This is a genomic window from Rhodococcus sp. P4_B6, assembly GCF_056402215.1.
Genome location: NZ_JBFUHV010000216.1, coordinates 1 through 12,547, shown reverse-complemented (window position 1 = coordinate 12,547; position 12,547 = coordinate 1). Strand labels below are relative to the sequence as shown.

Genomic DNA, 12,547 nt, shown 5'->3' with positions numbered 1-12,547 from the left:
ACGTCGGCGCATCACCGCGATCAATGCCGTTCACACCGACGCCCAGTTCCTGGCGCCGGGCCGCGCCGAGATGGTCCGCCAACTCTCACTGTGGGGCCGAATATCCCAATCACGTTGTTCGACGTGACAGTCGTGGCGTTCGTGGTGGATGGCCTTGCCGCCGACTTTCAGGTGGGGTGGCGTGCGATCCGGTTCGTGCGGCTGCAGCCTTGTACACGAGCATCCCGGTGATCCCGTATTGTGCGGTCCCTGCCGAATCGTGTTGACATTCACGAACCTGGTCCTCCGGCGGCAGGTCTACGGTCGCCTGTGGCGATTACCTTGACAGGCGAGTGCTCGGGGCCGGCGTGGCCGGCCACCGCTGTCTGGCACCTTTTCCAGGGTTGAACCCTTTCTCGGCAATCAGCGCATTGGGTTCTCCAAAATCGTTGATCTGGTTCGTATTCGGGTGCCGAACCGGGGTTCTCCGTCGGGTGGTGGGGGCGGTCGGGATGCCACGCTGGACGCCCTCGTTATCGGGCGGAGCTCAGGTGCGGGGCGTCGGCGGTGGCCGGTGCCGGCTGCGGGGGCGCGAGGGGTCGTTGCGCGCCGCGGCGAGCTCGGTTGGTGTGTCTTTTGCGGTCGTTTTCGGTCATGCCGCCCCAGATTCCGTACTGTTCGCCCGCCGTCAGGGCGTACTCGCGGCACTGGGTGAGTACGGGGCAGTCCTGGCAGATCTGCCGGGCCCGTGATTCGCGGTGACCTCGGGCGGTACCGCGTTCGTTGTCGGGGGAGAAGAACATGGACGGTTCGAGACCGCGGCACGCGGCGCTGTCCCACCATCCTTCGGGTCCGCTGGTGACCTGGTGGGTCGGCGTGGGTGGGGTCCCTGCGCGGAGCAATGCGGTTCCTTTCGTTCCCGAACGCGGGGACCTGTGGGGCAGATCCGGACGCAGGAAACTGATTTCTGTGTTGTCGATGTGTCGGGGGTATCGGGTTGCGTCGGTCGAGTGTCCAATCCTCGGCGGTAACGGTGTCGGTGTGGCCTTCGATCGGGGTGATGCCCGTGTCATGGCTCCCGCCCCGGGGGCCTTGGCTCTTGTGCTGTACGTATGCGACATTCCCCTGCCGGCCACCCGGGAGGGATGGAGGATGATCACCCGATGGAAGCTGCTGTGCCCACCGTGAGGGTCGTGACGTTCGATCAGTTCGAGGACAGCTTTCCGGTGGTGGCCGCTTGCGGTGTCGGCAGGGATGACTTTCGCCGCTTCGGCGAGGTTGTCGCCAGGAATATTTGCGATCTGCCCTTCGCCGCCGCGGCGATTCGCCAGTACATCATCGATTGTACGGACCTGCCGCTCACCAAGGGCTTACGGGCGAGCAGCGGATTGTTCAGCGAGCTCGGTCCCCGTACGCGAGTCGAGCCGATCCTCGGGTGACTGGCAAGCTGTCCGCCGCTCGACCGGATGCTCGCGACCGAAACCCAGTCTGCGGCACGACCGAGCGCGTGGCCGCGATGGTTCGGACCGTATCGGCCGGCACTTGCCCCTCAGCGGTGATGTGTGGCCTCGGTCGGAATTCCTGCAATCCGCAGGTCAGAACCATTGCGGAGGGCGTATCGTAGTAGATGCGGATCAAGGAAAAAGATTGGTAATGATCACACCCTTGTGAAGCAGAGATTAGGCCGAGGGTGCGAAGTCACGCCCCCGGCCCGACCGCTGTTTCGGGGGTTTTACAGCGGCGCGAACGGGCGAGCACCCAGGAACACCCGGTGGCTGAGCGCCGGGCGGACTGGTCCACTGCGTGAGGAGCACGGCGGAGCGAAGCGATCTGCTCGGACGGGGGCTGCCGGCCCCCACCTCACGCACCGAAGTGAGCGCAGCCCCTGGTAGCGCCCGCCGTGTACCCAGAGGCGGGTGCCGATCAGCTCCGCTCGAGGGGATGCCGGTACAAGGTGGTGCGCCCGACACCGAGGATCTCGGCGATCTCGCCCAGTTGCATCCCGGTCTCGCGCATACGCAATGAAACTACAGGTGTGCTGTTCGATCGATACGCCATCCCGAAGCCGACGTGACCCGGGTCCCGGCGGCGTGACCTGCCGGGACCGTGTCCGGTGGAGAGGTCAGGTCGTGGTGGTCTGGTCGGGTGAGTCGCTGGGCTCGATGACCTTGGCTTCCTCACGTGCCCCGGGGGTGATTTCGATGCGGCGCGGCTTGGCCCTTTCTGCCACGGGGAGGGTGACCGTCAGCACCCCGTTCTCGTAGGTGGCGGCGATGTGGTCGGCGTCGATGTCCTGGCCGAGGGCCAGCTGACGCAGGTAGCTGCCGGTGAAGCGCTCGGAGGTCAGCCACTGCACGTCGTGTTCGGTGCGTTCGCTGCGTTGGGCTTTCACGGTGAGGATGCCGCCGTCGACGCTGACGTCGACCGAGCCGGGGTCCACGCCCGGGAGGTCGGCGTGGAGGACGTAGTGATCGCCGGAGCGGTAGAGGTCCATCGGCATGAACCGTGGGGCCCGGGCGGATCCGGCCGACGTGCCGAGCAGCTGCTCGGTGAGTCTGTCGATGTCACGGAATGGGTCGGGATGAAGCACAGCAACCACCTCCTACATGTTGGTGGCCGCACCTCGCCATCGCGACGGGTGTCGGCTGGCTGCGCTCCTTCTAGTTTTGCACTGCACCTGTGCGGGCGCCAGGTGCGCTCGACGCCCGGTTCCGGCGGATGCAAGGATTTCCGACCGAGGCCGCAAGTGTTTCGTGGACAGGTGCTGCCCGCTGCGTTCAGGCCACCGATAACCACGGCCCAGACCCCGCCGGGTGCGGGCCGGGAGGGCTGGGGTTTCGTCGTCCACCACCACTTTCCCCTGGTGCCAGCGAGAACAACCCGGCCGCGCCGGTCGGGTGATCGTGGCTCTGCGGCGGAGCAGACTTTCGCCGTGCTGCTCCGTGTGCGGGGTTGGATACACTACTGACATGCAGCGGGTTTCTCTCGAGGCCTTGGCTCGTCAGCAGCTGAAACAGGCGGCCACCGCGGGTGGTGGTCACACCGCCGACACCGTCTACGGCGGGCATGAGAAAGTGTTGCGGCAGACGGTGATCGGCATGATTGAGGGCGCGGTCCTCGGGGAGCATTCGAACCCGGGTGAGGCGACGGTGCAGGTCTTGTCCGGTCGGGTCAGGCTCTCGACCGGCGATCTGTCGTGGGAGGGGAGGGCGGGTGATCTGCTCATCGTTCCCGACGCACGGCACAGCCTCGAAGCGTTGGTGGACTCGGCGGTCCTGTTGACGGTCGCGAAGCTGTCGTGACCCCACCCCAGCAGCCCGGGTTGCAGGCCGGCCCCGGCGCATCGCTTCCGGTGCCGCCCGACGATGCGGGCCGCGACATCACCTCATGCGTCGAGAGCAGGCGCGATGCCGGGCAGGTGCTCGCCTCCGCCGCGGTTCCCAGCGCCGCACACCCTCGTCTGTGCTGGGATGTGCTCAGCCGGCGCAGTCCAGGCAGATCATCTGTCCACCGGCCGTGTCGACGAGGCGGCTGCGGTGATGGACGAGGAAACAACTGGTGCAGGTGAATTCGTCCGCCTTCTTGGGTATCACCCGGACCGTGAATTCCTCGCCGGACAGGTCGGCCCCGGGCAGCTCGAATGACTCCGCGGTGTCCGTCTCCTCGACGTCGGCGACGGCCGACTGCGATTCGTTCCTTCCGGCCTTCAGCTGGTCGAGCGAGTTCTCGGATGGCTCGTCGTCGGTGTTGGTCACTCTGGGTGCGTCGTAGTCGGTGGCCATGACCCTCCCTCTCGTCGGGCGTCTTCCCCGGAGCCGCCCCGCGATCGCGGAGGTCGATTGCATGTCAACGCTCCGCCGCCGTGTTTTGTGCCCGTAACCGGTCACATGGGGGCACATCGTCACATTCGGTCCTGGGCCGGGTCCGAATACTGCTCGCGATCGATGACGGAGCCGGACCCTGGGGTTCCGCATACACACGTCGGGCGGGCGCCCCTGACCCAAAGGGGGACCCGCCCGCGGGCACTGACCACTCGGTTACCAGGCGTGCATGGTTGCGCGGTGAAATGTGGCCTCGGCGTCAGGAGACATTTCCCGCCTGACGCAAGCCCACCGTGCTGAGCCCACTGTGGGGGCTTTGCTTTGCGTGGGTGCCTACAGCTCGTGCTGGGCGCCACAACCGAGAGGTGGAATCTTCTCTTCCGGTTCGACCTTGGTCTGTCGTGGATCCGTACCTCCGGTCTACGCCGCATCTCCAGTTAAAGCAACAGTAAAATACGGTCGGTCATCGCGCGACCTCGCGATTGAGCACATCACCGCCGACCTCACCCTGATCAAGCACCACTCCCAGGTAGATGCGGCCTACGTACTTCGACTCGGTCGCCGCCCTCGACAACAGGACGACGCTGCGCGACCACTGGGAGGCCGGACTCGGTCGCCGACGATTAGGTAGGAATACCGTCCTCGCTCACTCACGTCTCACCTGGACGTAACCTACGGTTGCGTAACCTGCGCTAGCGTAAATTCATGGCGATTTCGGATGTCACGGAGTACGCCCACCTGACCGGGGCGGATGTCGAGGCGCTGTGCGTCGAGTTCGACGCGATCCGGCGCGATATCGAAGCCTCGCGTGGCGAGCGTGATGCCCGGTACATCCGCACCGCGATCCGGCTGCAGCGGTCCCTCGAAATCGGCGGTCGCGCGGTCTTGTTCGCGAGCCTGTTCCCGCCGGCCTGGCTTGCCGGCACGACGATGCTCGGCACCGCCAAGATCGTCGAGAACATGGAGCTCGGCCACAACGTCCTGCACGGTCAGTGGGATTGGATGAACGATCCGGAGATCCACTCGTCGACGTGGGAGTGGGATCTCGCCGGCCTGTCGGCGCATTGGAAGCAGACCCACAACCACATCCATCACAAGTACACCAACGTGCTCGGGATGGACGACGACGTGGGCTACGGCCTGTTGCGGGTCGCCCGTGATCAGCGGTGGACGCCGTTGAGCGTCGGCAATCCGGTCTACAACCTGCTGTTGCAGCTGTTCTTCGAGTACGGGGTGGCCCTCCAGCACTTGGAGCTGGGCAGGGTGGCCAGGGGAGGTGTCGATCGTGTCGAGTTCGCGCGCCGATGCCGTGAGGTGGCCGGGAAGGTCGGTAAGCAGATCGCCAAGGACTATGTTCTCTACCCGGCGCTGACCGGCCCGGCGTTCCTGCCCACGTTGACCGCGAACCTGACGGCGAACATGATCCGCAACGTCTGGACCAACATGGTCATCTTCTGCGGGCATTTCCCCGACGGCGCGGAGAAGTTCACCGAGGCCGAGCTGGAGGACGAAACGCGGGGGCAGTGGTACCTGCGGCAGATGCTCGGCAGCGCGAATTTTCAGGCGGGGCCGGTGATGGAATTCATGAGCGGCAACCTCTGCTACCAGATCGAGCATCACCTGTTCCCCGATCTGCCGAGCAACCGGTTGCGCGAGATTTCCGTGCGCGTGCGTGCGCTGTGCAAGAGGTACGACCTGCCCTACACGACCGGCTCGCTGCCGGTGCAGTACCTGAAGTCGTGGCGCACCATCGCCAAGCTGGCGTTGCCGAACAAGTTCCTGCAGGCGACCGCCGACGACGCGCCCGAGACCGCGTCGGAACGCAGGTTCACCGATCCGAGGCCACAGTTCGACCCGGTCACGGGCAGACGCCGTGGGCTGTCGACAGCACTTCGCGATCGCGGGGGACTCTGACATCGCCCCCGGGCGGGACCCGAACACCGGCGCCTGCGCCGATCCGTTCGAGAATCTCGGCGCGGCAAGGCCCACCACGCTGTGCATCGGCCTGTGAGGGTGGCACGACCAGTCAGCAGTTGCGCGGAGCCGGCTCGCCGCGGGCGTCGAGACAGTTCGGTGCGGCCGGAACGTCGAGCACCGCGGTGGTCAGAGGATCCGGGTTTCGGGAACAAGTCCGGATCCTGGCGTGCTCATCTCCGTGGTCACCTTTTTTTGCGTATCTCACCTGCGATCCTCGCCAGAAGATCTTGCTGGAACGGCGGTAGCCTGCGCGGCTCTGAGCAACGGAGTATCCAACGAACCACCCGGCGAGGCGATCCGCCGCAGATGCGGCGTCAGCGGGAGTGCGCCTGGACGGCGACGCGGTGTGAGCGGCACCGGTGATCACGATGATCGGGGATTGCGGCGCCGTATAGTCGAAGTGTCGGAGATACTTCGTACGCGGGCAATCGGGTCGCGTCGTCGACTGGACAGTACCTGGCCGGTTCCCGGCCAAGGCGGGAGCGTCACATATGACGCACAGCAACCTTCGCACCATCACGAACCATCTCCCCATCCCCATCGGCATCGGCGTCGGCACGGCTCGGGCCGCCTCGCGTCGCGGGCCGCGGCGGCCGCACCGCGCCTCCCCGCCGCGCGACCGTATCGCGCACGAATCCGGCACAGGAGAAATCCGTTGACTGCGGGAGAGGGAACACGGCCGGAGCCGCGACAGCACGTTCTCGACCCCGTCAGGGGCGATGACAGGGCAGCCGCGGACGAAGCCGACGCCAAAATAACAGCGGCGCAGAGCGATCGGCGGCGCGAACACGATGCGGCCGAGCAGGAGGCGACGCGAGGAGCGGAGAAGGGCCGTCTCGCCGCTGAGGAACGCGCGCGTGCGCGCGTGCACGACGCCGAAAAGAAACGCCGTGTCGAGGACCTGCGCACGGCCGGGGACGTCGTCGACGCTCGAGACGACGACGCGCGCGCCCAGCAGAGGGCCCGAATGCTCGACGATGCCGCCGATACGGTGCGGTCGGAGGTCGAGAACGACCGTGGACGTCGCGCGGTGAACCTGTCCTCGCTCCGAACGGTACTGCGGGTGCAGTACGCCGTGGTCCGGCTGCCGCTCGCGGTGATCGACCGGCGAGTGGTGCAGCGGTGGGGCGCGCAGGCTCCGGTGCGGCGCGCCTACGAACGGGCGCTCGGCGGACTCGACGGCGTCGTCGGCGCGCTCCTCGGTGACCATGACCTGATCGCTCGCGGTCATCGGATTCGCCGGCACGCCGACATGCTGACTCGTGCGGCAGTGCTCGGCGACAGGGCCAAACGCATCCGGGCCGATGCCGCAGAGCAGCTCCCCGACCGGCTCGACGAGGCCGCCCGACACACGGCGGCGGTCCGGCACGCGACCGACGCGGCGGTGACGGAGGCCGAGAACACCGCGGTCGAGGAGACGATGCGGGCCGGTGACCGCGCCGGCGCGCAGCTGGCGCGGCGCAAGGACCGGGCCGATCGCACCGCGGACGCCCGAATCCGGGCCGCGGAGGCGGATCTGGACGCGATCCATCGCGAGAGCGACCGGACATAGGTCCGCCGCGTCCGAGTCATCGAGTCCAGGTTCGCTATCGCGGACGGGAGGACCTGGGTGCGCGATGGAAGGGTCCAACGGCGAGACTCGCACCCCTATCGGAGGTATTTCGTTCGCTGGCTGTCCATGGTCGCGTCGTCCCTGGTCTGACATATCCGGCCGATTTCGCGGCCGGGACAGGAGCGGCCGCCCATGCCGCAGCAGGCAGCATCCCGCGATCGTCCCCGACACCAGATATCAGATATCAGCCGAACACGCGCAGCGGCCGAGGGGTGAAACCGAAAGATCGGTGTGCCGGCTCTATCGACGGTGTCTGGTCGCCCCGCACCCGCACCCTCGGCGAGGAACTTCCGGAGTTACTGGCAGTGTTGACGGTTCGGCTCGGCCCCAACGGTCGGGCCGTCTACGACCCCGCGGGGCCGGGCCGCGGTGCCCGGGCGGTGGGTCGCCGCGGTGCCCGGGCGGTCGGTCGCCGCGGGGTACCCGGGTCCGGCTCGATGCCTGCCCCTTCGAGCTGTTCCACACGATGCATGTCCTCGGTGCCGACGGCAGCAGGATCGTCCTGCAGGTGACACCACCGGGCGTCGCTGTCGGCTCCGAGCAAGTCGGGTCTGACGGCGCCCGGGAGTGCACCGGACCGCTCGGCGAAATCCGTCGACCATGGGTGCGTGGGTGGCGCGCTCGGTCGTGCGGGAGCACGGTCGCGATTCGTCCGCAGGCGCCACCGGGTGGGGTACCCCCTGCGCGTAGCATGAGGTTGTCGGAGGAATTTTCGCACACGACCGTCCACGATCGTGTCACCGCCGGTAATGACAGTGGCCGCCACGCGGGCACGGCGGGAGCGTCCTCATGACGCTACAACACGACCGAACCCTCCCCGAGCTACCGATGCACGTGATGATGCGGCAGCCGACTGAGCGGCGGCAGGAGCGTTGACGATGAAACACGAGACGAACCCCACCTGCTCCGGGCGCGGCCTGGGCCTGTTCCACCCGACCTCCGACGGCGCGCAACCCTTCGACGAGCCCACCCGGACCCCGCGACTGCTGCTCCGCGCGCGCGAGGACCATTCGGCCGGCGTGGACGGGGCGTGGTGGCCACGAACCACCAACCTGACCACCGAACTTCACGACCTGATCAGTGTGCTCGCCGATCGGGTGGGCACCACCGAGCAAGTCAGCTTCGACTGGAACTCGATGAGCGTCTCGCAACGGGGCATCGACCGTCCCGACGGGGTGCGCGTGTCCGGGCCCCTGCCGGACCAGCCACCGGACATCATGTACGTCTTCGGTACCGCCGGTCGGCGGTGGGAGCTGCTGGTCATCGCACCTATGACGGACGCCGACGGCGCCTTCGACACGATGCAGAAGGCGGTGGGCGTCGACCCGCGGTAGCCCCAACCGCATGTCGACCATCACGATGCAGGTGCGACGACCAGGAGCCGAATTGCGTTGCCTCACACTGCCAGCCCAGCGCGAGGGTGAGTTCCAGCATCGGTCGCGGGTCGTCGAGACGCCCATCCGGTATCGGACGGTCGGATCGACCTCGCCGGATCAAACGAGAACCCCACACAACAGACGACGATGATGGCTCGGTGCTGGATCGACGGGTGGGGGCGGCTGGGGCTCGCCGACGGGGCGAGGCGGAAGTACGTCACCGACCAGACCGATGATCGAGTATCACCGCTGAGGGGCAAGTGCCGGCCGACACGGCGCTGCACCTGTCTGCGAGACTTGTGGCCTCGGTCGGAAATCCCGCAATCCGCAGGTCGGAACCATTGCGGAGGGCACCGTCAACTTGAGTGATAGTCGCAGTGGTGCAGTCGGTTTGGGTTCGTCTTAACCCGGAAATTGTTGGCTGGGTGTGTTGTTCAGGCAGCGGTGGCGGTCGCGGTGATTTCGTTCCACACAGCAAAGCGGGCGGTCATCTCGCGTCGCCAGTCGGATGCCGACAACATGTGCCGCCGCAGCTGGAAGTGCCCCGTGATGCCGGAGAACGCGGATAGGAACCGTTGTGCCTGCCCAGGTGAGGCGAATCGCTTCATCCGGCGCTCCTGTTGTCGCGTGGGCTGATGTGAGTTCTCGGCCCGATTATTCAGATACTTCGACCGGCGATGCTCAACCGATGCCAGCATCTCGCGTTGCGCCACTTGGTAGCTGGCCAGCTTGTCGGTCACGAGCACCCTCGGCACATATCGCAGACCCTTGAGCAGCTTGCGGAAGAACCGCTTGGCGGCCTTGGCGTTTCGACGCGATTGGACGAGAATGTCGAGCACCACGCCGTCCTGGTCGACCGCACGCCGCAAATACCTCTGCTCGCCGTTGATCGGGATGAACACTTCATCGAGGTGCCACTTGTCGCCAGGGCGGGGCCGGCGGCGGCGCAGCTCATTGGCATAGGACTGGCCGAACTTCGCGCACCACTGCCGGATCGTCTCGTGCGAGACCACGACGCCGCGTTCGAACATCAGTTCCTGCACGTCACGCAGACTCAACGCGAAGCGGTGATACAGCCACACGCTGTGGCTGATGATCTCCTTCGGGTAGCGGAAGCCCTTGTACGACGAATCTGCGCTGGTCACGGTCACCCATCCTCCCAGCGGTCACCCGCACAGCCAAGTTGACGATGCCCTCGGCGACGCCGCCCACCCCACCTCCCCCTACGCAGGGTACGGCGCCGGGATTGCCATCGAAGACGGCTACTTCCTCGGTAAGGCACTCGAAGGACGCGACCTGTCCGATCCCCAGTCCCTCCGCGAGGGACTCGCCGTCTACGACGACCAGCGCGTCGCCTACACCAACAAGGTCACGTCCTTCGCCCGCTTCCTTGGGCGAATGTTCCACAACGCACCCAAGCCCGTCCGCAAGGTGCGGGACTTCTTCCTCGACCACACCAAGATCCCGGACAAACAAATCAGCAAGGGATACACCGAAGACGCCCAGAAACTCCTGCGCGCCATCCTCGATGCCGACACCTCGGTCGCCAAGAACGCCGCCGTCACGCCGCTTCCCACGACACCCACACGGCGAACAACGACCTCCAAACCCTGAAGTCGTCGGGCACCACCTCGACAAGATGGACCTACTGCCACGGTCTGCTGGACCGGCGCTCGGCACCCGTCACGTGTCACCGGGGGGGCGACAACACCGCCACGATCGGCAGCTCAACAATGCCCGTCCTCGCCTCGAATTCATGAGACAGGGACGGGCTCTGCTGCCGTCGTGTTTGCCTCTTCAACGTCGGCCGAAACGGTCCGCCCTTGCGCCGGTCATCTCGGCTCACTGGACAACGATCGGCTTCAGCGCCGGCTTCGTCGTGTGCAGGGGCTCCCTCATCGATTCTCGTCCACGTAGGTCGATCGCCCTGCGGTGGCTCACAGGACTCAGCTGGAGGCGCAAACCCAACCATATCTGGTGACTTGCGCACCGAAATCGAACGAGTTCATCGCGGCCTATGACCGAGAATCCTGGAACTCGCGCGGGTTTGAAGGTCGGCGACAAAGTCAAGGTTCATGCCGAGGCGACCTCGGTGTTCACGATTGTGAGCATTGACGGCGACGAAGCGCTGATCGAGTCGATTGCCAGTACGCCGGGGACGTACCCGTTCCACTGCAAGCTCGAGCGCCACGTCCCGGTCGAGTCCTGAAAACAGTCAAAAATGCGCCCTGAACTGATCAGATGACACGTCCCCTTTCGGGGAGGATGATCCTCCGCGGTGCCGGGCGGTGACCGGACGCGGATCTGGACGCGCTGGCCGGGGTGGAGGCCACGGCGCGGGATCGATGTCGGCCTCCACACGAGATTCTGCAGCAGCCGTGTCGAATACGGCACCGCGAATATCCCTACGGCGCTTGGGTGGTGACCTCGGTCTGTCCCTGGGCACCCGGTCGCCGGCGATCAGGACGCTGAGCCTCTACGACGTTCATGATGGTGGGGTGGTGACGGCCGGGGCCGGCCTGCGTGGGTCACCACGTCGGGGCGGGTTGTGCGATGCTGGTGGCACAGAGTCGACGTCGGGGGACAACATGACTGTTCATGCATTGGTGCGATCCACAGGCAGGCACGGCTGGACGTTGCGGTGCGATCTGCGTGAGCGCACCTTCGCTGCGGCCGTTGACGGTCGGCCCGCGGCGGTGGCGTTCGCCCGTACCAATGGGTGGATCGTCGGCGAGCGCACGTTGTGCCCGATGTGCGCGGTCACCGACACCGCCCGCCGCACCGCCTGACCCGCCGATCCACGGCACCGCCCCGGGACCGGTGGGGCGGGTGCCCGGCTGTGAGGATGAACTCGAACAGTGTCGTCTTACCGAAGGGAACAGGGTCTGATGGGGGAGCTGGCCGTGGCGAGCAAGGTACACGTGATGGTGTCGTACTGGTGGAGCCGCGGCGACGGTCTCGCCAACCATCAACTCGGCCAGGTCCTCACCCGTGCAGCAGGTGTGGATGAGGTCGACATCACCGATCCACAGTCCATCGACCGCGCCTTGCGGATCGCGGTCGCCGATCCCACGGTGCTGGCCGAGCTGGACGAGTGGTGGCAGATGGTCGAAACCCGCCGGGCCGGCAACAACACGCGCAACCCGGGACTGGGTCTGGAGCAGTCGATTCGGTACCTCACCGACCGGCTCGACACCGGCACCGTCACACCGGAGGCGCTCGGCGAATGCCGCCGGCAGGTCGCCGCGGTCGATCAGACGATCACCAGCGCCAAGGACCTTCCCGAACTCGTCCACCCGGACGCTCAGATGCTCGATCTCCTCGCCCGCTACCTGGAGGCCCGCTCCCGCGTTCTGGCCCTGGCGTGACCCCACCCCGGGTGAGCGGGCGCCGACACCGGCCACCGGGGTGCGCGAACCTCGGCCGAAGGAGGACGCCGAAACCCGGTATTGCCGGTAATGCCGGTCATGCCTGCATTGTCGGCGGTGATGTCGGTTCGGTGATCGGCCGGGGACGTGTCGTTACCACTGGTCACAGCACATGGGGGGCGGTGGCTTTAGAGGTTCCAGAGTTGGAGCATCGCGGCCCGCAGGCTGGGGGAGGCGATGCGGTGATCGACTCGCAGCCGGGCACCCGGGTGCCCGGCATCGGCGAGGATCTGCTCGGCGACCGGCACCGGGATCGGGTCCAGGTCCGTGCGGCTGCGCAGGAGGTGCCCGATGGCACCGGGGGAGCGGGGGATCGCGATCGCCTCGGAATCGACCACTGCGGGGGGATAGAGC

The 12,547-nt window shown here is 66.5% G+C and carries 15 protein-coding genes and 1 pseudogene; 10 read left to right on the top strand and 6 right to left on the bottom strand.

Going from position 1 to position 12,547, the window contains the following annotated elements; translation table 11 throughout:
* Positions 1-512: 512 nt before the first annotated feature.
* Positions 513-881, bottom strand: coding sequence for a WhiB family transcriptional regulator (locus tag AC1DWT_RS45105; protein ID WP_095864241.1), 369 nt, complete (start codon positions 879-881; stop codon positions 513-515).
* Positions 882-1,172: 291 nt separating this feature from the next.
* On the opposite strand from AC1DWT_RS45105, the gene AC1DWT_RS45100 reads away from it, so the two are divergent.
* On the top strand, positions 1,173-1,418 hold the full coding sequence (locus AC1DWT_RS45100) for a DUF1931 family protein (protein WP_206012247.1): 246 nt from the start codon (positions 1,173-1,175) through the stop codon (positions 1,416-1,418).
* Between the two features lie 484 nt (positions 1,419-1,902).
* On the opposite strand, the gene AC1DWT_RS45095 is transcribed toward AC1DWT_RS45100, so the two are convergent.
* Positions 1,903-1,995 (bottom strand): helix-turn-helix domain-containing protein, encoded by a 93-nt coding sequence (locus AC1DWT_RS45095; RefSeq protein ID WP_072947431.1) that lies wholly within the window; start codon positions 1,993-1,995, stop codon positions 1,903-1,905.
* Between the two features lie 106 nt (positions 1,996-2,101).
* On the bottom strand, positions 2,102-2,569 hold the full coding sequence (locus AC1DWT_RS45090) for an Hsp20/alpha crystallin family protein (protein WP_206012246.1): 468 nt from the start codon (positions 2,567-2,569) through the stop codon (positions 2,102-2,104).
* A gap of 379 nt (positions 2,570-2,948) precedes the next feature.
* Here AC1DWT_RS45090 and AC1DWT_RS45085 point away from each other — a divergent pair, with 379 nt between their 5' ends.
* Positions 2,949-3,281 carry a cupin domain-containing protein gene (locus tag AC1DWT_RS45085; protein ID WP_072947429.1) on the top strand — a complete coding sequence of 111 codons (333 nt, stop codon included), beginning with the start codon at positions 2,949-2,951 and terminating at the stop codon, positions 3,279-3,281.
* A 174-nt stretch (positions 3,282-3,455) separates the two neighbouring features.
* Here AC1DWT_RS45085 and AC1DWT_RS45080 read toward each other — a convergent pair whose 3' ends face one another.
* The gene (locus AC1DWT_RS45080; protein ID WP_072947428.1) at positions 3,456-3,761 is read right to left on the bottom strand and encodes a DUF4193 domain-containing protein; all 306 of its coding nucleotides are present in this window, start codon (positions 3,759-3,761) and stop codon (positions 3,456-3,458) included.
* A gap of 744 nt (positions 3,762-4,505) precedes the next feature.
* Here AC1DWT_RS45080 and AC1DWT_RS45075 point away from each other — a divergent pair.
* From AC1DWT_RS45075 to AC1DWT_RS45060, 4 genes are all read left to right on the top strand, one after another.
* Positions 4,506-5,714 (top strand): fatty acid desaturase family protein, encoded by a 1,209-nt coding sequence (locus AC1DWT_RS45075; RefSeq protein WP_206012245.1) that lies wholly within the window; start codon positions 4,506-4,508, stop codon positions 5,712-5,714.
* Positions 5,715-6,432: 718 nt separating this feature from the next.
* Positions 6,433-7,329 carry a coiled-coil domain-containing protein gene (locus AC1DWT_RS45070; RefSeq protein WP_206012244.1) on the top strand — a complete coding sequence of 299 codons (897 nt, stop codon included), beginning with the start codon at positions 6,433-6,435 and terminating at the stop codon, positions 7,327-7,329.
* Positions 7,330-7,601: 272 nt separating this feature from the next.
* Positions 7,602-7,901 (top strand): DUF5994 family protein, encoded by a 300-nt coding sequence (locus AC1DWT_RS45065; protein WP_477925757.1) that lies wholly within the window; start codon positions 7,602-7,604, stop codon positions 7,899-7,901.
* A 366-nt stretch (positions 7,902-8,267) separates the two neighbouring features.
* Positions 8,268-8,723, top strand: a complete 456-nt coding sequence (locus AC1DWT_RS45060) for a DUF5994 family protein (protein WP_477925756.1) — start codon at positions 8,268-8,270, stop codon at positions 8,721-8,723.
* A 476-nt stretch (positions 8,724-9,199) separates the two neighbouring features.
* On the opposite strand, the gene AC1DWT_RS45055 is transcribed toward AC1DWT_RS45060, so the two are convergent.
* Complete coding sequence (locus AC1DWT_RS45055) at positions 9,200-9,916, bottom strand: IS6 family transposase (RefSeq protein ID WP_477925755.1); 717 nt, start codon at positions 9,914-9,916, stop codon at positions 9,200-9,202.
* Here AC1DWT_RS45055 and AC1DWT_RS45050 point away from each other — a divergent pair.
* The 4 genes from AC1DWT_RS45050 to AC1DWT_RS45035 all read left to right on the top strand — a co-directional run bounded on the left by AC1DWT_RS45050 (position 9,885) and on the right by AC1DWT_RS45035 (position 12,133).
* Positions 9,885-10,379: an FAD-dependent oxidoreductase gene (locus tag AC1DWT_RS45050; RefSeq protein ID WP_206012241.1), complete on the top strand. Its 495-nt coding sequence runs from the start codon at positions 9,885-9,887 to the stop codon at positions 10,377-10,379. The genes AC1DWT_RS45055 and AC1DWT_RS45050 overlap by 32 nt on opposite strands.
* 403 nt (positions 10,380-10,782) lie before the next feature.
* Positions 10,783-10,974, top strand: coding sequence for a hypothetical protein (locus AC1DWT_RS45045; RefSeq protein ID WP_477925754.1), 192 nt, complete (start codon positions 10,783-10,785; stop codon positions 10,972-10,974).
* Between the two features lie 379 nt (positions 10,975-11,353).
* Positions 11,354-11,554: a hypothetical protein gene (locus tag AC1DWT_RS45040; RefSeq protein ID WP_477925753.1), complete on the top strand. Its 201-nt coding sequence runs from the start codon at positions 11,354-11,356 to the stop codon at positions 11,552-11,554.
* 114 nt (positions 11,555-11,668) lie between these two features.
* Positions 11,669-12,133: a hypothetical protein gene (locus AC1DWT_RS45035; RefSeq protein WP_477925752.1), complete on the top strand. Its 465-nt coding sequence runs from the start codon at positions 11,669-11,671 to the stop codon at positions 12,131-12,133.
* Positions 12,134-12,321: 188 nt separating this feature from the next.
* Here AC1DWT_RS45035 and AC1DWT_RS45030 read toward each other — a convergent pair.
* A pseudogene (locus AC1DWT_RS45030) lies at positions 12,322-12,547 on the bottom strand (phosphatidylserine/phosphatidylglycerophosphate/cardiolipin synthase family protein); the annotation flags it as partial.

What these genes read in the sequence shown, in the direction of transcription:
- AC1DWT_RS45080 (WP_072947428.1), bottom strand. Translation starts at nt 3,761, where the DNA reads ATGGCCACCGACTACGACGCACCCAGAGTGACCAACACCGACGACGAG.
- AC1DWT_RS45085 (WP_072947429.1), top strand. Translation starts at nt 2,949, where the DNA reads ATGCAGCGGGTTTCTCTCGAGGCCTTGGCTCGTCAGCAGCTGAAACAG.
- AC1DWT_RS45060 (WP_477925756.1), top strand. Translation starts at nt 8,268, where the DNA reads ATGAAACACGAGACGAACCCCACCTGCTCCGGGCGCGGCCTGGGCCTG.
- AC1DWT_RS45095 (WP_072947431.1), bottom strand. Translation starts at nt 1,995, where the DNA reads ATGCGCGAGACCGGGATGCAACTGGGCGAGATCGCCGAGATCCTCGGT.
- AC1DWT_RS45040 (WP_477925753.1), top strand. Translation starts at nt 11,354, where the DNA reads ATGACTGTTCATGCATTGGTGCGATCCACAGGCAGGCACGGCTGGACG.
- AC1DWT_RS45045 (WP_477925754.1), top strand. Translation starts at nt 10,783, where the DNA reads ATGACCGAGAATCCTGGAACTCGCGCGGGTTTGAAGGTCGGCGACAAA.
- AC1DWT_RS45075 (WP_206012245.1), top strand. Translation starts at nt 4,506, where the DNA reads ATGGCGATTTCGGATGTCACGGAGTACGCCCACCTGACCGGGGCGGAT.